Consider the following 21,544-nt stretch of genomic DNA (forward strand, 5'->3'; position numbering starts at 1 on the left):
AGTCTTACCTAATTTTAGCATAATAACAGGCGACTCTGAATAACCCTCATCCTTTTTCTCTAACAACAACACGAATGCCTTCAATTTTTACGATTTTCACTGGTTTATCTTTATCTATAAATGTCCCTTCTGATATAACATCCAAATGTTCGTCTTGAAACACTGCTACTCCAGATGGGCGTAAAGCGGTTAATGTCTTCCCTTCTAAACCAATCAATTCCAATCGATTGGTATGTGCAACATAGCCTAATTCTGTTTTTGTACTATCTTTTAAGATAATATGCCGAAAAAGTCCTTTTTCCATTCCAATACTTTTAAATAGAATAATGGAAGCTATAATGGCAACAAGAAAGGCAATTCCGATACTAAATGCCATGTGTGTTACACTTGCACCAGACAAAAATAACGATCCAATAACTGCACCTACTCCAAGTAAACCAACAATTCCTCCAGCAACAAAAAATTCAGCAATAATTAAAGCAATTCCTGTGATTAATAATATGACTGCTTCCAAGCCTGCTAAACCTGCAACAACATGCCCATAAAAGAATAGAACAAGTGCAATTAATCCCATTGTACCAGGTACTCCAAAACCAGGAGAATATAATTCAACCACAAGGCCAAGGCTTGCAATGGATAATAAAATAGGTACGACAACAGGATTTGTTAAAAACCTTGCAACTTCTTCTGCCAATGTCGGTTCTGTTTCAACAATCGTTGCATTTGATAATCCAAGCTCATGTAATAATTCTGTCCTATTTTGGACAATTCCTTCTGCATAATTCACTTCTAGTGCATTCTTAGCTCCTAATGTTAAAAAATCACCCTTTTTCGCACTATATTCAGGAAGATCAATTTCTTTGTCGGCCATTGCAATTGCATATAATGGATCTCTTCCTTTTGATTCTGCTGCTTCTCCCATTTTTGCAATCCAAGCTGATTGTGCTTTTTTATCTGCAGCATTTCCATCTCCTGTAATAACACCACTTGCTCCCATCGTCGCATGTGGTTTCATATAAATATTATCTGTATTTAAAGCAATATAAGATCCAGCAGATAGTGCATCATTAATAATAAATGATGTTGTTTCTATTTCCAAATCTTGTAATAATGTCGCAATATGTCCAGCTGCATCGACACGCCCACCTGGTGTATCAATTTCAAAAATAATATGATGTGCTCCTTCTTCAACTGCCTCTTTTGAAACACGTTCCATAAATGACTCTAAACCTCGTTCAACTTCCTTTTCAACCGGAACAACATAAACGAGTTTACCACCCCCGTTACTTTTATTTGCTAATGCAAACTGTTGGGGCGTTAATAATAATGCGAACATTGCAAAAACAATCCATATGTATACAGAATTTTTTTTATTCAAGGCATCACCTCCCAAGCTCCTACTATTATATACGATTGAATGATAGGAAATGTTTCATTCTTTTATAAAGAGTTATTTAAATCATACATGAAATCACAATAAAATGGTAGAGTGATGTAGACAAGAAATGAAAAAGGATGAAAACCAAATGCTAAAAAAGATTCCTTACACATGTTGTAAGGAATCTTTTATTTGGGTCATGTTAATTTTTGTTGTACTATTTTGCTAACTAATGCGCCATCTGCCTTCCCTTTTGTTTTAGGAATCAGGGCGGCCATTACTTTACCCATATCTTTTTTCGAAGATGCATGTACTTCTTGAATTGTTTGTTCGACTAAAAGCTCTAACTCAGCTTCTGTTAATTGTTTTGGCATATATTCTTGTAAAATATTGAGTTCTGTTTCAATTTTTTTAACAAGATCTTCACGCTTCGCAGTTTTAAATTCTTGGAGGGAATCTTTTCTTTGCTTAGACTCTCTTGATAAAATTGTTAGTTCTTCGTCTGCTGACAATTCGTTATTTCCAAGTTTAATCATTTCATTTTGTAGTGAAGATTTCACCATTCTAATAACACTAAGTCTTTCTTTATCTTTCGCTTTCATCGCTTGCTTCATATCATCATTCAATTTAGCAAGTATTGACATATTATTGCACCTTCTCTAGTATTTACGCTTTTTACGAGCAGCTTCAGATTTCTTTTTGCGTCGTACGCTTGGTTTTTCATAATATTCACGCTTACGATATTCTGATAATGTACCACTTTTAGATACATTGCGTTTAAAGCGACGAAGAGCATCTTCAAGAGACTCATTTTTACGAATACGAGTTGTGTTTGACATGCTAATATCCCTCCCTCCGAAGCATAAAACAAATTCTTATGGCACTGTAAACTAAACAACATGCCTTTTGTCATTATAATATATGGTTTGCATAAGGTCAACAACTTATCTTGTTATCTTTACTGAATAATTATTTTCCTTCTACAATCGTGATCCCTGAACTTGCTCCGATTCTAGTAGCACCTGCTTCAATCATTGTTACAGCCGATTTTCTATCACGAACACCACCAGATGCTTTTACACCCATTTTTTCTCCTACAGTTTGACGCATTAATTTAACATCTTCCACTGTAGCACCACCACCAGAAAATCCTGTAGATGTTTTTACAAAATCTGCACCAGCTTCCTTCGCTAGTTCACAAGCACGGATTTTCTCTTCTTCTTCCAATAAAGATGTCTCAATAATTACTTTTACTAGAGCATATCCTTTTGCAGCCTGAACAACTTCCTCAATATCTTTTCTAACAACTGAGTCCTCTTTCGATTTTAATGCACCGACATTAATCACCATATCAACTTCATTTGCTCCGTCATTTATCGCTTGCTTTGTTTCAAATACTTTTGTAGCTGTTGATGTAGCACCTAATGGAAATCCAATTACTGTGCAAACATCTACTTCTGTCTCTTTTAATTGCTCATGGCAAAAAGAAACCCAGTAAGGATTGATACAAACCGATTTAAAATTATATTCTTTTGCCTCTTCTACTAGTTTAGCTATTTGGGCTTTTGTTGCATTTGGCTTAAGTAATGTGTGATCAATATATGTTGAAATATGTGACATTTTTCATCCGCCTTTTGTAATATTTTTCAATATGATTATAACATGACCCTTATCGAACAATAAAATATTTATTTAAAAAAGATGTCTTTAAAAAAAAGACATCTAAAAAGCATATGAACAAAATTACTCGTTTGCAGTAGCTTTTATTTTTATATTCGCATGTGTTGCATCTTCCATCACTTTTACAAATACACCTTCATTGATTGGATATCCAGGTTTTGTTATTTTCACACGAACAATTTGCCCAATTAAATCTGGTGTACCTTTAAATTGGACTTTCATATAATTATCTGTATAGCCTAGAAGTAAGTCAGGATGTTCTTCATCATGCACTTTTTCTTCTGGAATAACTTCTAATACTTCATTTTCATAATGGGAAGCATATTGTTTTGCAAGCTCATTAGATAATTCTATTAAACGATGGACTCGTTCTTCTTTAACTGCTTTATCGATTTGATCATCCATTCTTGCAGCAGGTGTTCCTGTTCTTCTTGAATAAGGAAACACATGTAATTCTGAATAACCTATTTTTTTAACAAACTCATATGTTTCCATAAATTCTTTCTCTGTTTCACCAGGAAAACCAACAATCACATCAGATGTAATAGCAAGGTCTGGTAAAGCTTTACTGATTTTTTTAATTTTTTGATAGTAGAATTCTGTAGAGTATTTTCTACGCATTCTTTTGAGTACTCCATCTGAACCAGACTGAAGTGGAATGTGTAAATGACGGACGATTTTCTTTGATTCGTCAAGAACTTGGATGACTTCATCCGTTATTTGACTTGCTTCAATAGATGATATGCGAATTCGCTTCAAACCTTCCACATTTTGTTCTAAATCCCGAAGAAGCTTTGCAAAGTTATAATCTGGCATATCTTCTCCATAACCTGCTGTATGGATTCCTGTTAAAACAATTTCTTTATAACCTGCATCAACCAGATTCTGAGCCTGGTTAATAACGCTCTCTGGTTTTCTAGAGCGTAATAGACCACGTGACCACGGGATAATACAAAACGTACAGAAGTTATTACAACCCTCTTGTATTTTTAAAGATGCACGTGTCCGGTCAGTAAATTCTGGGACATCCATTTCTTCGAATACACGGTTTTTCATAATATTTGAAACAGCATTAATTGGTAATCTAGTTTTTCGATGTTCTTCAATATAGGAAATCATATTTTTTCGGTCTTGTGTTCCTACAACGACATCTACTCCAGGAATTTCAAGAATTTCTCCTGGTGAAGTCTGTGCATAACAACCTGTTACACATATTACCGATTCTGGGTTTTTACGAACAGCACGGCGAATGACTTGTCTACTCTTTTTGTCACCTGTATTTGTTACAGTACATGTGTTTATAACATAAATATCTGCCATGGAATCAAACTCGACTCGCTCATAACCATTTTGCATGAACATTTGCCAAATACCTTCTGTTTCGTAATGATTCACCTTACATCCTAGTGTATGAAAAGCCACTGTTGGCATTAAAGACACCCCAATTCCTCAAATTGATAGGAAACACTTGCTAAAGCATACAAAGCTGCCGTTTCTGTCCGTAATATTCTTGGACCTAAACGAACGGGAATAAAACCATTTTTATTGAACAACTCTGCTTCTTCTCTAGCAAATCCTCCCTCTGGACCTATCACGACTAACATATTTTGTCCTTTTTTTAGTTTCTTAACTATTGTACTAAAGGATTGAAATTTTTCAAGTCTTGCTTCTTCCTCATATGCATATATTTTTACATCGGCAGATTTACTTTCTTCAATAAGCTGTTTCATCGACATGGGATGAAAAACATCGGGTATTTGATTGCGATGACATTGTTCACTTGCTTCTTTCACTATTTTTTTAAATCGTTGTATTTTCTTTTCACTTTTCCTTTTATCCCAATTCACAACAGAACGTTTACTTTGAAAAGGTATAAATGCAGATGCACCAAGCTCTGTTCCTTTTTGTAAAACAAGCTCTAGCTTATCCCCTTTTGGTAATCCTTGTGCAATGGTAACAGAAATTGGTAATTCTACATTTTCCTCTAACCACTCAACAACATGTAGTTGAACGACTTCTTTTTCGATTTTATCTATTTCACAGATGGCCGCCTTGCCTTTCGTATGATTACAAATGATATGATCACCAATATTCTTACGCATCACACGTGTAAGATGGTGTGCATCTTGACCTTTCACTATTACATTGTCTTCGTTCCAGTCTTGTTCTGGGATAAAATATCTTTGCAAGTTTGTCACCTTCTAATCATTTTTTAGCTACAATCGAAACCCAGTCATCCATTTCCCGGATGGACTCTATACGAAACCCTTGTTCTTGTAATTTATCAAGGACAAGTTGTTTTTTTTCTTGAATAATACCAGATGTAATAAAAAGACCGTCATCTTTTAAATTATTCCAAGCATCTGCAACAAATTGAATAATAATTTCTGCTAATATATTTGAAACAATAACATCTACTTTTCTATTAATTCCTCTTAATAAATCATTTTGTTGTACATGAATTTTATTTTCCAATTGATTTAATTTTACATTAGATAAAGAACTTTTCACTGCTACAATGTCAAGATCATATGCATGCACTTCCTTTGCTCCCAATAATATAGAAGCAATGCTCAACACGCCAGAACCACTTCCAACATCTAGGACAACATCTTCAGGATTCAAGTAATTTTCTAAGGTTTGAATACTTAGTTTTGTCGTAGGATGTGTACCTGTACCAAATGCCATTCCCGGATCAAGCTTGATTACTTTTTCACCTTTTAATTTAGGTTGGTAATCTTCCCAGGAGGGTACTATTGTGATTGTTTCTGATACTTTTTCTACCTTATAGAATTGTTTCCAAGATGTTGCCCAATCTTCTTCAGCCACTTCCTGTAAATAAATTTTTGATGGCCCAATATCGATGTTGAATGATGGAAGTTCATCAATACGTTGCTTCATTTGATCTAACGCAGTCTTACCATTTCTTCCTTCAACAATAGAAAAGTATGCCTTTATATAGACACCATCTTCGGGATAGTTCGAGGCATCTAATGCGTATATTTCCCCAAATTGTGATTTCTTCTCAATTTGTAAATCAAGAGGATTTTCAATGACTACACCACTGGCTCCGAATTCGTTGAATATATTTGAAATAGGTTCTATTGCTTCATTTGTTGTATGAATACAAACCTCAGTCCATTTAATGGCAATCAGCGCCCTTTCTATTCTCCTTTAAATGCCTTCTTAAATCTCTTAAAAATGGAATCATCATCATTTTCTTCTGTTGTTCCATGGCCACCTAGTTCATTGAATTCTCGCAACAATTCTTTTTGACGATCTGTTAATTTTGTAGGTGTCACCACTTTAAATCTAACATGCTGATCTCCTTCTCCATATCCACGGACATTTGGCGCTCCTTTGCCTTTCAAACGGAAGATTTTTCCTGTTTGTGTACCAGCTGGAATTTTTAATTTTACTTTTCCATAGACAGTAGGAACCTCAATTTCATCCCCTAGTGCTGCTTGTGTGAAGGTTAGAGGCATTTCACAATAGATATTGTCCCCATCACGTTCAAAGAATTCGTGTTCTTTTACTTGAACAACAACAAATAAATCTCCGGGTGGACCACCATTAACTCCCGCTTCACCTTTACCACTCACCCTAATTTGCTGACCTGTATCAATACCAGCTGGAATAGAAATTTGGATTTTTTTATGTTTTTTCACTTTTCCTGTCCCTTTACATGTCTGGCATTTTTGTGGAATTTCTTTTCCTGTACCATTACATGTATGACAGACACGGCGATTGACTATTTTTCCAAACGGTGTATTTTGTTCTGTATTCATTTGCCCGGCCCCATGACAAGTTGAACATGTTTTTGGTTTTGTTCCTGGTTTTGCACCAGATCCATGACAATTTTGACATGTTTCATCAGATGGGATTCGGATTTCTGTTTCCTTTCCAAAAATAGCTTCTTCAAATTCTAATACAATGGTGTATTGTAGATCTGCACCTTGCTGCGGTGCATTTGGATCACGTCTTCGGCCACCACCGCCGAAAAACATATCAAATATATCTCCAAAGCCACCAAAGTCTTGAGCCCCACCGAAACCACCAAAACCTTGTGGACCCTCATGGCCAAATTGATCATATTGAGCTCGTTTTTGATCATCATTTAATACTTCATATGCTTCTTTTACTTCCTTAAACTTCTCTGTTGCATTTTCTTCCTTACTTATATCCGGGTGATACTTTCTAGCTAGTTTACGATATGCCTTTTTTATGTCTTGCTTTGATGCATCTTTACCTACACCAAGCACATCATAATAATCACGCTTACTCACTTGTTAATCACTCTCCTCGAACATGTATACATAATTTTTATCTTATCACTCTTTATAGACGATTGACAAATCCTTCATTTGTCATTTATATGGTTAATTGTTTCTTACAGTAAAAAAGTCAAAGTCAAGGAATTCCCGACTTTGACTTTTTTCTTGTGGAACTTATTTTTTGTCTTCTTCATCATCCACTTCACTATATTCTGCATCAACAACATTATCGTCTGCTTGTTGTTCGGCATTTCCTTGTTGAGCTTGATTTTGTTGATTCATTTGCTCATATAATTTAACGGAAAGTTGCTGAACCTGCTCTTCTAGAGCTGATTTTTTCGTTTTAATATCTTCTAAATCTGTTCCTTCTAGAGCTTTTTTCAATTCATCTTTAGCGGTTTCTGCTTTGTTTTTATCTTCTTCAGAAACTTTTTCACCAAGATCTTTTAATGTTTTATCTGTTGTGAAGATTAGCTGATCTGCTTCATTACGAAGATCTACTTCTTCACGACGTTTCTTATCTTCCTCTGCATTTTCTTCTGCTTCTTTAACCATTTTATCCACTTCTTCATCTGATAGACCTGATGAAGATTTAATTGTGATAGACTGTTCTTTATTTGTACCAAGGTCTTTTGCACGAACGTTTACAATACCATTCGCATCAATATCGAAAGAAACTTCGATTTGTGGAACACCTCTTGGTGCTGGTGGAATATCTGTTAACTGGAAACGTCCAAGTGTTTTATTATCTTGAGCCATCTCACGTTCCCCTTGTAATACATGAATATCTACTGCTGTTTGATTATCTGCTGCAGTTGAGAAAACTTGGGAATGGCTTGTCGGAATTGTTGTATTACGTTCAATTAATTTTGTAGAAACACCACCCATTGTTTCAATACCTAGAGATAATGGTGTAACGTCTAATAAAAGAACGTCTTTTACATCACCTTGTAAAACTCCACCTTGAATAGCCGCTCCAAGCGCAACTACCTCATCAGGATTAACTCCTTTTGATGGTTCTTTACCGATCTCTCTTTCGATTGCTTCTTGAACAGCTGGGATACGTGTAGATCCACCTACTAAAATTACTTTATTAATTTCATTTGGTGAAAGTCCAGCATCTTGTAAAGCCTTTTTCGTTGGTACCATTGTACGGTCAACTAAATGAGCAGATAACTCTTCAAATTTAGCACGAGTCAATGACATTTCTAAATGTAACGGGCCTGCTTCTCCAGCTGTAATAAACGGAAGTGAAATTTGTGTTTGTGAAACACCTGATAAATCTCTTTTTGCTTTTTCTGCAGAATCTTTCAAACGTTGCATGGCCATTTTATCTTTGGATAAATCAATACCATTCTCTTTTTTAAATTCTTGTACAAGATGGTCAATAATTACTTCATCAAAATCATCGCCACCTAATTTATTATCTCCAGCAGTAGCAATAACTTCAAATGTTCCATCACCAATATCTAAAATAGATACATCAAACGTACCTCCACCAAGGTCAAATACTAAGATTGTATGGTCTTGATCACTTTTATCAATCCCATATGCAAGTGCTGCTGCAGTTGGCTCGTTAATAATACGTTCAACTTCTAACCCAGCAATCACTCCAGCATCACGTGTAGCTTGACGTTGAGAGTCATTAAAATAAGCTGGTACCGTAATAACTGCTTTTTCTACCTTTTCACCAATGTAGTCTTCTGCATAAGATTTTAGGTGTTGTAATGTAATTGCAGAGATTTCTTGTGGTGTGTAGTCTTTTCCATCAATTGTTTCCTTATAATCCGTACCCATATGACGCTTAATGGATTGTACTGTGTTTGGGTTTGTGATTGCCTGACGTTTTGCTACTTCACCGACTTGTCTTTCTCCATCTTTGAACGCAACAACAGATGGTGTTGTTCGATTTCCCTCTGGGTTAGGGATAACAACCGCTTCCCCACCTTCCATTACTGCAACACATGAATTTGTTGTTCCTAAGTCAATACCAATTATTTTACTCATTCCTGATTTCCTCCTTGCAAGTTAAGTATAAATTGCATATATTATTTGTTTACTTTTACCATTGCTGGACGAATAACTCTATCGGCTAACATATAGCCCTTTTGTAATTCTTCCACAATGACATCTGAATCAACTGTATCATCTTCTACTTGCATAACTGCGTGATGAAGATTTGGATCAAATTTCTTACCTACTGTTTCAATTTTTGTAATTTCCTGCCCTTCTAGAACATCGATAAGTTGTCTGTAGATCATAGACATTCCATCAAGGAATCCTTTAATTTCATCATTTACATCTTCTATGTGAAGTGCTCTTTCAAAATTATCTAATGCAGGTAATAATTCTGTAGCAAGGTCTTCGGATTTATACTTTCTTTCTGCCACTTTTTCTTTTTGTGTACGTTTTTTGAAATTATCGAATTCTGCTTGGATACGTATTAGACGGTCATAGAGTTTGTCTTTTTCTTCAGTTATTATATTTAGTTCTTTCTTTAGTTCTTCCACTTGATTAATTTCATCGACTTTTTCTTCTATTTCTTGTTCTTCATTTGTAGTTTCATTTTCAACATTCTCTTCTATTTGTGTTTCTTTATCCTTTTCCGTCATTTCTCCCACCTCCAACATGTCTGTTTATATAAAAAAATGGCAAAATAAAGTTGTAGTGTACAGTACCACTACAATTTCTACTTTATCAGTCACCTTTATACCATAAATACAAAGCCTCTGTCATTTCAAATGAAAAAGCATTAAGTAATGAAATCACTTTACGATATTCCATTCGAGTTGGACCAAGTAAAGCAATTGTTCCTGTTTGGTCGCCACCAGTATGATATGTTGCTGTGATTAAACTAAAATCTTTAATCACATCTGCTTTATTCTCTTTACCAATTCTAACTTGAATCCCTTCTTCGTGGCGTTGAAAGAGTTTAATTACTTCATTCTCATCTTCCATCATCGTATAGAAGGAATGCAATTTATTGACATCCCTAAATTCAGGCTGTAATAAAATATTTGACTTTCCTCCAACATACACTTTTACTGGTTGTTCTTGGAAAAACATCATATCTAAATATGCATATGCTTTTTCAAAATCATTCACATATTTCCTTAATAAATGAACAACTTCATGATGAAGTTTTTCATGTAAATAAATGAGTGGAACACCATATAAGCGATCATTCAATATATTCACCATTTTTTCCAAATCGGAAGGTTTTATATCAAATGGTATTGAAAAAGAACGATGTTCGACATGACCAGTATCTGTAACCAAAATAGACACTGCTGTATGTTGAGATAAAGGTAATATTTGTATCTGTTTTAGTTTTGCTTCATAAATTGCTGGTCCTAAAATAATCGATGTATAATTCGTTAGTCTAGATAAAACTTCTGCTGCTTTTTGAACAACTTGTTCAACTTCGAAATAACCATTTTCTAAGATTTTATTTAAGATATTTATCTCACTTCTTTTTATAGTTGGAGCAATAATATGGTCCACATAATAACGATACCCTTTTTCAGAGGGAATTCTTCCAGATGAAGTATGTGTTTTTTCTAAATATCCCATTTCTTCTAAATCAGCCATTTCATTTCGGATTGTTGCAGCACTATAATTTATTTGGTCTTTCTTAGCTATTGCACGTGAACCAACAGGATTTGCAGACTTAATGAATTCATCAATAATAACCTTTAATATCAATAACTGTCGCTCTGTTAGCATGATGTTCACCCCTGTTAGCACTCCAGGTCATCGAGTGCTAATGCTACTAATAAATTACCAAATCCTATTTTTTTTGTCAATCAACTTGAATTATATCCCCATCAATTAAGAATTGTTCAAATACGTCATTGCCAAATAATAAACCTTGTTCCGTTAACCGTAAATGTCTTTCTTCCTCTACAACCCATTTTTTTGTCTTTAGAGAATCAATTTGCTCGCCATAAATATGATGATATGAAAACCCGAATTTTTCTATAAAAGTAGTGTCACTAATTCCTTTTTGTTTTCGCAATCCTAGGAATAATTCTTCCTCTATTCTTTCTTTTAAAGTAATTTTGTCTATTTTCAAGGTTGGATTCCCATCAAGTTCTGCTTGTTTGATATATGCTGGTAATGGACGAATGTTTATCATCCGTTTACCTGGTATATAACCAGATGCCCCAGCACCAAACCCATAATAGTAATCATTATTCCAATATGTCAGATTATGTTTGCTTTCAAAACCAGGTTTAGAAAAATTACTTATCTCGTAATGGTTTAAATCATTTACAGCCATTAATTCACGTAAAACAGCATACATCTTCACTTCTTCCTCTTGTTCCGGGCGATGTAGTTCCCCTTTTCTAAGGCGATTATAAAAAATTGTCTTCGGTTCAACTTGTAAAGAATAAGCCGAATAATGGGGCAGTTGAAATGATAAAGCTTCTTCAACCGTTTTTTGAAAATGCTCAGCTGTTTGATGTGGTAATGCATAAATTAAATCAATACTAATATTAGTGAAATCATCCTGTTGCAAATCACTAACCGTACGATATACATCCTTTACCTGGTGTGCTCTGCCTAGTGATTTCAACATTTCATTATCAAATACTTGCACGCCGAGTGAGACCCGATTTACTCCATATTCTTTCAATAATTTTATTTTCTCTTTATCGAAATCACCTGGATTTGCTTCAATCGAAAACTCTTCACAGGATTCTACATCAAACGTATGATGAATTATTTCTAATAGCATTTGTAATTGTGAAATATTTAATGCGGTTGGTGTTCCTCCACCAATAAAAATGGTTTTCACTTCATTATCCCTACCAGGTACTTTCGTCTGTATTTCCTTCTTTAAGGCTTGCAAATAATCTGTTGCCAATGTTTCATTATAAAAAAACTTCGTGAAATCACAGTAATGACAAATATGATGGCAAAATGGAATATGAATATATGCTGATTGAATCATTTTTTCCCTCCTTCATGAACAAGAAGAGGAAAAATTTCAAGGTGTGTTTAACACATAAAATTTCTCCTCTTCTCTTTATTGATCATCCATTTTTAATACAGACATGAATGCTTCTTGTGGTATCTCTACTGAGCCGACCATTTTCATTCGTTTTTTTCCTTCTTTTTGTTTTTCTAATAATTTTCGTTTACGTGAAATATCCCCACCATAACATTTTGCTAACACGTTTTTACGAATAGCTTTTATGGTAGAACGAGCAATTATTTTATTTCCAATCGCCGCTTGGACGGGAACTTCGAAATGCTGTCTCGGAATTAATTCGCGTAATTTCTCAACAATTTGTTTTCCTCTTTCATAAGCAAAATCTTTATGAACAATAAATGACAACGCATCAACTTGTTCTCCATTTAAGAGGATATCCATTTTCACCAAATTAGATGGTTGGTAACCAATTAACTCATAATCAAAGGAGGCATATCCTTTTGATTGTGATTTCAATTGATCAAAAAAGTCATATACGATTTCTGATAGTGGAATTTTGTAAATAACATTTACCCGAATATCATCGAGGTATTCCATATTTAAAAATTGCCCACGTTTTTTCTGAGAAATTTCCATAACAGGACCAACATAGTTATTTGGAACCATAATAGTCGCCTTTACAAACGGCTCTCGTACTTCTTCAATGAGTTGTGGATCTGGCATCTCAGAAGGATTATCTACCCTAATTACTTCACCATCTGTTTTCTCTACCTCATAAATAACACTTGGCGCGGTTGTAATTAAATCAATATTAAATTCACGCTCAATACGTTCTTGAACAATTTCCATATGAAGTAAGCCTAAAAAACCACATCGAAAACCAAATCCTAATGCCTGTGATGTCTCTGCTTCATATTGAAGAGCAGAATCATTTAATTCTAAACGTTCCAATGCTTCACGTAAATCATTATAATCATTTGTATCGATTGGATACAATCCACAAAAGACCATTGGATTAAGTTTGCGATAACCAGGTAATGGTTCTGATGCAGGATTTTCAACATGTGTAATCGTATCCCCCACATGTGTGTCAGCGACATTTTTTATGGATGCTGTTAAGTATCCAACATCCCCAACTTGCAAACTATCAACAATGGTTGGTTTTGGTTTAAATACCCCTACTTCATTTACTTCAAATTCCTTTCCAGTTGCCATCATTTTTATCTTATCCCCAACTGTTATAGAACCTTCCATAACACAAACATATGCAATGACACCGCGATAGGAGTCAAATAACGAGTCAAATATAAGCGCTTGTAAGGGATTGTCTTTATCTCCACTAGGTGGTGGAATTGCTTCAACAACTCGTTCTAAAATATCTTCTATTCCAATATTTGCTTTTGCAGAAGCCAAGATAACTTCATCCGGATCAATACCTATCACTTCTTGTAGTTCTTGTTTCACTCGGTCCGGGTCTGCATTCGGTAAATCAATTTTATTAATGACCGGTATGATTTCCAAGTCATTATCAAGTGCTAAATAAACATTCGCTAATGTTTGTGCTTCAATTCCTTGGGCCGCATCAACAACAAGAATAGCCCCTTCACAGGCAGCCAAACTTCTAGAAACTTCATATGTAAAGTCAACATGACCCGGAGTATCGATTAAATGAAATGTATATTCTTCATTATCTTTACTTTGATACTCAAGTTGTACAGCATTTAATTTAATCGTGATACCTCTTTCACGCTCCAGGTCCATCGCATCAAGGAATTGCTCTTTCATTTCACGTTTTGTTAATGCTTTTGTATTTTCTAAAATTCGATCTGCTAATGTTGACTTTCCATGGTCAATATGTGCGATAATTGAAAAATTTCGTACATTTTCTTGTTTTTTAGCCATTTATGTTGTTCACTCCTACATGTCCTTTATGCGTAACTTTCTATTTTTATTTGTAAAACATAATTATATAACGAAGGGGCAAATGAGAGATAATATTCATCTAATCCTTCATAATTAAATTTATGAAGAACGCATAATTGACATAAATCACTAGATTAAATTATAACAATAGCATATGATGGGTTCAAGGACAAGCCATTTTAAACCTATCCTAAAACAATAATAATGAAATTTGATAAATTACTTGGATAACGACTTCATAAAATCCCGTTACAATGTTTCCTAAAAAAGAGGCTATTTTTTGGGTGAAATGTTCACTTCGTTCTTCATCTTCCAATCGGTATAATTCCAATTCATCTATTTCCTCGTTTACCTCTTCCACCATTTCCATTTGATTGCTGTTATCTTTCAAAGCTATTCCTTCTCTTCCTATTCCAAGGATCACACCAATTAAGAAAAAAATAATCAAAAATAGTGTAATTGTCAACATTCTTCCCATTATTTCCCCTCCTTTTTCTCCTTACTAACTTTTTCGGCATCCCAATAGAATTCACTAAATACTTCTGCCAAAGCATCTGCTGTTCGATTTAACTCATCCCAATTGTTTTCCACTCCACCAAATTCAATTAAAATTGCTTGTTCTGAGAGATCTTGATTAAACACACCATTTGTTCCTTTTCCTTTTTTCGGATAAACCCCTCTACTTAATCCAGGATACTTTTCTTCTAGTATATAATGTAATTCGGAAGCAAATTTTAAGTTTTTTTCATGTTTTTCATGTTCAGCACCAACCACAAACATGACTTTAGCATATGATTTACCATTAATTTTTTTCGTCGTTTTATCCCTTCCTAAGGAGTCGCGATGTATATCAAATACATATTTATAGTCTTTATTTTCTTCTAATACATTTGCTACAACTTCTCTAGAAGCTTTGTAAGACTGTGGATATTTCCAACCTCTTTCATTAAGAACTTGCATATGGTCTGTTTTATCAGCTACCGCTCCAATTCCCTGTTTTTTCAATGATTTCACTATACGTTCACTAATCTTTGTTACATTTACTTCATGATGATGTGCTGAATCAGGGTCTGTTACACCTGGTAATGATGGTAAAAACGATTCTCGATTATGTGTATTATAAATAAAAACAACATTTCTTTTGCCTGTTGATGGCCTTCCCTCTATGTCTGGTTGTTCATTTACACCTTCATCCATTTCCTCATCCATAATTGCTTCACGATCTTCTAGAACATCCTCTAATGGAGGAGAAGATTCAATTGGTAAGTTAGTAAAATCCGTCCCTTCTCCCGCAATTAATATTTGTTGATCATAAATGGAAAAACCCGGTATTTCATTTCTTAATAAACTTCTTGCATCATTCGGTTTAATACTTGTTATCAGTTCAAAAAATGTAGTTGATAGATTTGGCATTGGTTTATCTTTTGGATACGCTTCTTTAAAAGCCTTATTTTCCATACCCAATAAATAAATAAACGTAGAACTCTCCACCTTGCTTGTCCAATTCGTTAATATGTGTGAAGAAAAACGGTATGCAGGTGATACAGTTGTTAATATTCCTATACAAATAAAAATTATAAATACTGTAATAAAATAAAGACTGCTTTTTCTTATCAATTGTGTAATTGGTTGATAGTTTTTATTTTTTCTACTGTTTTTCAACAACGAATCACCTCATCAATCATTCTTATTCCTCTAGTTTACTCTATGAGAATAACCGAATAGATAGAACCAAATGTGGATTTTTAATAGAAAAAAGGACATTTAAAAAAGGACCCTTTTAAGAGTCCTTTAAGATTTTTCATTTATCTTGTATAAGATGAAAAATTATCAATATCGACTTTTTCATGTAATGCTGCATTAATACCGGAAGCGAGCAAGTGTGCCATATCCTTCATAAATCCATCTACTTCCTTTGGTGTTACAATCATATTATGTCCCATAGGTGTAAGAACTTCTTTAATTAATGCTCTTTTTTCTTCTTCTGATAATGTCCCTACCATCCCTAAAAACGTTTTTCGTTGTTCTAAACTAGGCATATCCTTTTCTTCTAATTTCTTTTTACCAAATGAAAATCCACCTGGAACAAGTGCTTGAAATGGACGATCTTTATTATTCCATTCATTTCCCAAGTGCTTTAATAAAAAATCAATTGTATCATTCGTAATCGTAACAGCATCAACAACTGTTGGAACCCCTATTGCAATAACTGGAACACCTAGTGTCTCCTTGCTCAACTCCTTACGTTTATTTCCAACACCTGAACCTGGATGAATCCCCGAATCTGATAATTGAATCGTTTCATTAATTCTCTCAATAGAACGAGATGCAAGTGCATCGATTGCAATAACGAAATCAGGCTTAAATTGCTCAATAACTCCAACAATTATTTCACTTGTTTCAATACCTGTTACCCCCATTACCCCTGGTGTAACTGCTCCTACAGAACGATAGCCAACTGATACCATCTCATACTCTAATTGAAATAAATGACTTGTCACTAAAATCTTTTCCGTTGTCATCGGGCCTAATGCATCAGGAGTAACATTCCAATTGCCAAGACCAACGATAAGTCCTCTTCCATTTTCTGGTACATGGTTTAGTTCTAATAATTTTTCTAATTCGGAAGCGAGTACCCCTGCTGCATTTTCTTGGCTTTTTGTATCTTGATTTTTCACACCATCCGCATAAATGGTGATATAGTTCCCCGCTTTCTTTCCTAATCGCTCTGCTCCTTCTTCATCAATTTTTACATAGGAAACACGAATACCTTTTTCTTCGTGATTTTGAATTTCCACCCCTTTGATATTTGGCTTCTTCTCCTGTTCCTTTTCTACGTACATATCTTTTGCTTCAACAGCTAAATCTGTACGCACACTATAATTTATTTGGTTATCTGCCATCATTAACATCCTTTCAAGAACTTTTATACCTTTATCGTTTGCAATTTCTTTCCTATTCATGCAGAATTAACATATAGCTGTTATTAGAAAATTCAGCCTGTTAAATTCTTCAAATATGGGCAATATATGCTTAGGAGGTAGATGGAAAATGGCTAATATAAAATCAGCGATTAAACGAGTAAAAACAACGGAAAAGAAACGGATACAAAATCAAAAGAATAAATCAGACATGAAATCAATGATTAAACAGGTAGAAAAGGCCGTTCAAGAAAATAACTCCGACATAGCGGCTACTTCATTCCGAGAAGCTAGTAGGAAAATCGATAAAGCGATTCAAAAGGGAATTATTCATCAAAACAAAGGAAAGCGCCAAAAGAAACGCTTAGCAAATAAAATAGCTAATATATAAAATAAAAACGATCCTCAAAAGGATCGTTTTTCGTTAAGATGCTTTGATCAAATCATATAAAAGAAGTTCAAATGCGATATTCTTATCCATCTTCCCCTGTTTCATTATTTCATCTGTATCTGCTAAGCGATTAATCATATATTTCAATTGTTTGATACTAAATTGTCTTTCTCTTTGTAAAGCAATTTTAATCACATATGGATGGGCTCCGATGTTTCTTTGAATCTGTGTTTGTGCATAACCCTTTTGTTTAAGTAATTTCACCCGAAAAATCATCCGAAATTGAAAAGCCAATAAACCGATAAGTGCGATTTGATCTTCATTTAATTTCATTAAATCTTTATAAATGGACATCGCCTTATATAAATCCCCCGCGATAACTGTATCAACCAAACGTAATGAAGAGCTTTGTGGAGTATGTGCAATTAACTTTTCCACAATATCCCTTGTAATATTCCCACCTTCTCCGACATAAAGAGCAAGTTTTTTGAATTCACTTTGAAGCAACTGTAAATTCTTCATTAGTTCAGGGTCGAGCGCATCAATCGCCTCTTTATCAATCGTTACATGCAAGCTGTTTGCAATTGATTTCACCCATTTTTCTGTCTCATACTCTTTAATGGGATGACAAGCAGCAATGACTGCGTGTTTCTTAAATAATTTACTAATTGTCTTTCGGTTATCAATTTTTTCATATTCAGCAATAAAAACAAGAATGGAATAATCTGGCGGTGATTTTACATATCGTTCCAACACCGACAAATCATGCTCAAAAGGAAGCTTTTTTGTTTTCGATTTAAAAAAGACCGGATTTGTTGCAAATATCAATTTTTGTTCTCCAAAGAATGGATATGTTTCTGCATCAGCAATGACATCTTGAATAGAAGTCTCGCTTAAATCATATGTACTGATATTTTCAGTTTCTGTCATCACTTGTTTTTTAAATAAATCTTTTAAACTTTGAATAAAAAATGCTTCTTCCCCATATACTAAACTAACTCGAGGAATGTCTTTTTTATTTAGTTGACGACTTAAGTCTAAAAAAGTTGAAGCCATCGAATTTCACTCCATAATTGAACTTTAATATTATGGTACGCTGAAGTATTGCCATTAGCAAGAAATAAATGAGAGGGATTCATATAAATCCCTCCCCTATCTATTGTAAACGTTAAAACAACAGGCCTAGAAACTGTGTCCTAACGAGTGTAGTTATATCTTTACCTGACAGTAAAAAAATATTGATGACAACTCTTACTAACATTGGACTTTATTTTCCAAATAAGACATTTTCGTGAAAAAGCTTCACCACAGTATAATTTCAGTGGATTTTTTTCTAAATTTCATCTATACTATAAAGTGAAACTTCAAGCAGCGGGGTTTTCTTCATTGATTGTTAGCACTACAAGGGGATGACCTAGAGGCCCTTGAACAAATTAGGTCTTTACTGGCTGTTGATCCTCCAATTATAATTCTTGATTCTTTTGAATTCTTGAAAAGGAGATTTTACAGCTAGTTAATCTGCGATAAAAGTATACAGGAGGGGTAGCTATGAATGAATTTGAAAAAGATCCACAGTCAAAAAATTTAGACGTTGCTGATTCCATCAAAGGCTTTACTTTTTCACTATTGTACTTCTTGTTAATTTTTGGTATCGGAGTTTTTATTAGCGTACTGTACTCATAAGTTGTAAAGCTACATAGGAAACCATTCATATTAATGAATGAAGAGACTGATGTGACAGTCTCTTTTTTATTAGGGAATAAACTTTTGAAAATGACCTTTTTTATCAGAATCAGCTTGATAACGAAAAATAATTGCTCCATCTTTATCCGTCCGCAAAATTTGAAGTTGATGCTTTTTTAAAACATCTAAAACCTCTGGAGCTGGATGTCCATAACGGTTCTTCCTCCCTGCTGAAATAAGAGCGTATGTAGGTTCTATTTGCTCAATAAATATACTGTCTGTAGAAGTTTTACTCCCATGGTGCCCTACCCTTAAAATATCCACTTCGAATCCCTTATACTGTTGTATGATTGCCTTTTCTGTCTGTTTTCCAATATCGCCAGTAAATAACCATGACATATTACCAAACTCCGAATACAACACTAAAGAATTTTCATTATCGGAATCTGTCTTTCGTAATGGGGAAAGCACTTTAAATGGATGACCTGAAATGGAAATAACTTCATTATGTCGTACATATCTAATTATCGTACCTTGTTCTTTCCAAAATTGCTCTTGTTTCACTGGAACTTTATAAAATTCGCTTACTATGATTTCATCCACTTCGAATTCTTTGACAAGAAAATCAATACTTCCAATATGATCGATATCTTCATGAGACAAAAATACTGCATCGATTTTTTGAACCCCTTTCGAGTGAAGGGCTGGCTTAATAACTTGCTTGTACACCTGCTCTGTTGGTTGCATATCCTCAAAAGAAAATGTAGAACCTACATCATAGAAAATCACGCCCTTTCTAAAAGGCAATTCCATTAAAAAAGAATCCCCTTGGCCAATATCCAGCATTGTCAGCGTTCCATAGGAAGATAGATATGGCTGTATAAGTATGCACATGATGGAAACAGTTAAGGCTATACCAAAGGAAAAAGCTTCTTTTACTTTTTCTCGCTCCATATACAGCATCAAACCTATTAATAGACCATAATAGATAAAAACAAACCAATTAGGCAGTGAACCATTGATCCACGGAAAGTACATGAATTCATCTAATTTATTTATCATTCTCAGGACTATGGAATGACTCTGTAGAAATAAAGCTTCTACAAACTCTCGGAAAAATGGAATAGGGGCAAGTATAAGGAGGAGAAATAAGCAAGGTATAACGAAAAATGAAAAATAAGGAACAATCAACACATTTAATAGAATCGAAAGTGGATGAAATTGCATAAAATACGCAAATTGGACTGGTAAGATAACCATTTGGGAGATAAAGCTAATTTTCAACAGGGTTAAAATAAAGGACGGATGTAAAAGAAGCCATCGCTTAGATATGATTAAACCAAATGATACAAGAAACGATAATTGGAAGCCTACATGATAAATAATATATTTATCCAATAATACAAACAGAATAAAAACAAGGCTAATAACATCTGTAATTCCCATTTTTATCTTCATTTTTAAGAATATCATAACAAGTAATGCCATCACACTTGCTCTTAGTACAGATGGTTCTCCGCCAGCAATTAGCGCATAAATTGGTAAGAATAACATAATCAATAATTGTGCTTTTTCTTTTGTTACAATTCCTGTCTTTACAAGCAAAAAATATAAAATTGTTATGATTAAACCTACATGTAAACCAGAGATTGCTAATAAATGGGATAAATTCCAGCGCCTAAATAACTCGATATTCTCCTCTGAAATCAAAGAGTCATCTCCGAAAATCAATCCATTCATCCATGCATATGTTATATGTTCATATGTTTCTATAAGTGTTCTTTGCATATTCTCTCTTAATGAATCTATTTTACTAAGAGAGGAACTACCTGAACATATACAGTCATCTAATGATGCTATCGTCATTTCCGCTGTTATATTCTGTTTTGCTAAATACAATGCATAATCAAATTGCCCTGGATTTGTACTTCGTTCAGGTGATTGCATCTTTCCTTTCACACGGCATGTTGCACCTCTTTGGAGAGATATATTTGTTAGTGATTCATGATTGTTTTCAAGGAAATATTGAACAAGAATTGTTTCCTTTGTTTGAAAATCAAGGAGAAGTAGCTCTATTTTTTTTGGTGTTTTTTTAATAGAACTGACCACTTTTCCGGTCCGTTCCACTTGTTGTGAGGGATAATCCATAACAGAAAAAGTGACTGAGGGAATATAATTAAAAAAGAAGAAGAAAAAGATTAAGGATGCGAATAATACTTCTATACTTAATCTTTTTCCTACATACATCCATAAAATCCATCCAATAAAGCCAAATAATATCAAGCATGTGCTAAAATAAATAGTCAAAAAAGCCACTACAACAGATATTGCCGGAATATGCCAATAACCTTTCAT

Annotated in this window: 20 protein-coding genes; 2 read left to right on the forward strand and 18 right to left on the reverse strand. The window is 34.2% G+C overall.

All coding sequences use genetic code 11. From position 1 onward, the window contains the following. Positions 1–46: 46 nt before the first annotated feature. The 16 genes from FHP05_RS03065 to gpr form a co-directional block, all read right to left on the reverse strand. A complete protein-coding gene (locus FHP05_RS03065; RefSeq protein WP_147665860.1) occupies positions 47–1,336 on the reverse strand; it encodes an NfeD family protein in 1,290 nt (429 codons plus the stop codon). Positions 1,337–1,575: 239 nt separating this feature from the next. Next, complete coding sequence (locus tag FHP05_RS03070) at positions 1,576–2,022, reverse strand: GatB/YqeY domain-containing protein (protein WP_147665750.1); 447 nt, start codon at positions 2,020–2,022, stop codon at positions 1,576–1,578. 15 nt (positions 2,023–2,037) lie between these two features. Further along, a complete protein-coding gene (gene rpsU, locus FHP05_RS03075) occupies positions 2,038–2,217 on the reverse strand; it encodes a 30S ribosomal protein S21 (RefSeq protein WP_147665751.1) in 180 nt (59 codons plus the stop codon). A 130-nt stretch (positions 2,218–2,347) separates the two neighbouring features. Continuing rightward, positions 2,348–2,998, reverse strand: a complete 651-nt coding sequence (gene deoC, locus FHP05_RS03080; RefSeq protein WP_147665752.1) for a deoxyribose-phosphate aldolase — start codon at positions 2,996–2,998, stop codon at positions 2,348–2,350. A gap of 123 nt (positions 2,999–3,121) precedes the next feature. Further along, complete coding sequence (mtaB, locus tag FHP05_RS03085) at positions 3,122–4,489, reverse strand: tRNA (N(6)-L-threonylcarbamoyladenosine(37)-C(2))-methylthiotransferase MtaB (protein WP_147665753.1); 1,368 nt, start codon at positions 4,487–4,489, stop codon at positions 3,122–3,124. Beyond that, positions 4,489–5,247 (reverse strand): 16S rRNA (uracil(1498)-N(3))-methyltransferase, encoded by a 759-nt coding sequence (locus tag FHP05_RS03090; protein WP_147665754.1) that lies wholly within the window; start codon positions 5,245–5,247, stop codon positions 4,489–4,491. Before FHP05_RS03090 ends, mtaB begins: the two co-directional genes overlap by 1 nt. A 16-nt stretch (positions 5,248–5,263) precedes the next feature. Beyond that, positions 5,264–6,226: a 50S ribosomal protein L11 methyltransferase gene (prmA, locus tag FHP05_RS03095; RefSeq protein ID WP_330998072.1), complete on the reverse strand. Its 963-nt coding sequence runs from the start codon at positions 6,224–6,226 to the stop codon at positions 5,264–5,266. Further along, positions 6,223–7,344, reverse strand: coding sequence for a molecular chaperone DnaJ (dnaJ, locus tag FHP05_RS03100; RefSeq protein ID WP_147665756.1), 1,122 nt, complete (start codon positions 7,342–7,344; stop codon positions 6,223–6,225). Before dnaJ ends, prmA begins: the two co-directional genes overlap by 4 nt. Before the next feature lie 162 nt (positions 7,345–7,506). Then, positions 7,507–9,339 (reverse strand): molecular chaperone DnaK, encoded by a 1,833-nt coding sequence (gene dnaK / locus FHP05_RS03105; RefSeq protein ID WP_147665757.1) that lies wholly within the window; start codon positions 9,337–9,339, stop codon positions 7,507–7,509. A 41-nt stretch (positions 9,340–9,380) separates the two neighbouring features. Then, on the reverse strand, positions 9,381–9,944 hold the full coding sequence (grpE, locus tag FHP05_RS03110) for a nucleotide exchange factor GrpE (RefSeq protein ID WP_147665758.1): 564 nt from the start codon (positions 9,942–9,944) through the stop codon (positions 9,381–9,383). Between the two features lie 85 nt (positions 9,945–10,029). Beyond that, a complete protein-coding gene (hrcA, locus tag FHP05_RS03115; RefSeq protein ID WP_147665759.1) occupies positions 10,030–11,058 on the reverse strand; it encodes a heat-inducible transcriptional repressor HrcA in 1,029 nt (342 codons plus the stop codon). A gap of 76 nt (positions 11,059–11,134) precedes the next feature. Then, a complete protein-coding gene (hemW, locus tag FHP05_RS03120; RefSeq protein ID WP_147665760.1) occupies positions 11,135–12,289 on the reverse strand; it encodes a radical SAM family heme chaperone HemW in 1,155 nt (384 codons plus the stop codon). A 75-nt stretch (positions 12,290–12,364) separates the two neighbouring features. Next, positions 12,365–14,173, reverse strand: a complete 1,809-nt coding sequence (lepA, locus tag FHP05_RS03125) for a translation elongation factor 4 (RefSeq protein ID WP_147665761.1) — start codon at positions 14,171–14,173, stop codon at positions 12,365–12,367. 211 nt (positions 14,174–14,384) lie between these two features. Then, complete coding sequence (locus tag FHP05_RS03130) at positions 14,385–14,672, reverse strand: hypothetical protein (protein WP_147665762.1); 288 nt, start codon at positions 14,670–14,672, stop codon at positions 14,385–14,387. Beyond that, a complete protein-coding gene (gene spoIIP, locus FHP05_RS03135; protein WP_330998065.1) occupies positions 14,672–15,856 on the reverse strand; it encodes a stage II sporulation protein P in 1,185 nt (394 codons plus the stop codon). Before spoIIP ends, FHP05_RS03130 begins: the two co-directional genes overlap by 1 nt. A gap of 143 nt (positions 15,857–15,999) precedes the next feature. Continuing rightward, complete coding sequence (gene gpr, locus FHP05_RS03140; protein ID WP_147665764.1) at positions 16,000–17,097, reverse strand: GPR endopeptidase; 1,098 nt, start codon at positions 17,095–17,097, stop codon at positions 16,000–16,002. 148 nt (positions 17,098–17,245) lie between these two features. Here gpr and rpsT point away from each other — a divergent pair, with 148 nt between their 5' ends. Continuing rightward, positions 17,246–17,506, forward strand: a complete 261-nt coding sequence (gene rpsT, locus FHP05_RS03145; protein ID WP_147665765.1) for a 30S ribosomal protein S20 — start codon at positions 17,246–17,248, stop codon at positions 17,504–17,506. A 33-nt stretch (positions 17,507–17,539) separates the two neighbouring features. Here rpsT and holA read toward each other — a convergent pair whose 3' ends face one another. Next, positions 17,540–18,562, reverse strand: a complete 1,023-nt coding sequence (gene holA, locus FHP05_RS03150; protein WP_147665766.1) for a DNA polymerase III subunit delta — start codon at positions 18,560–18,562, stop codon at positions 17,540–17,542. 492 nt (positions 18,563–19,054) lie between these two features. Here holA and FHP05_RS03155 point away from each other — a divergent pair, with 492 nt between their 5' ends. Further along, positions 19,055–19,189, forward strand: a complete 135-nt coding sequence (locus FHP05_RS03155) for a YqzM family protein (RefSeq protein ID WP_147665767.1) — start codon at positions 19,055–19,057, stop codon at positions 19,187–19,189. Positions 19,190–19,258: 69 nt separating this feature from the next. Here FHP05_RS03155 and FHP05_RS03160 read toward each other — a convergent pair whose 3' ends face one another. Further along, a complete protein-coding gene (locus FHP05_RS03160) occupies positions 19,259–21,544 on the reverse strand; it encodes a DNA internalization-related competence protein ComEC/Rec2 (protein ID WP_191126212.1) in 2,286 nt (761 codons plus the stop codon).

It is taken from the genome of Cerasibacillus terrae, assembly GCF_008039555.1.
Taxonomy (GTDB): Bacteria; Bacillota; Bacilli; order Bacillales; family Amphibacillaceae; genus Cerasibacillus; species Cerasibacillus terrae.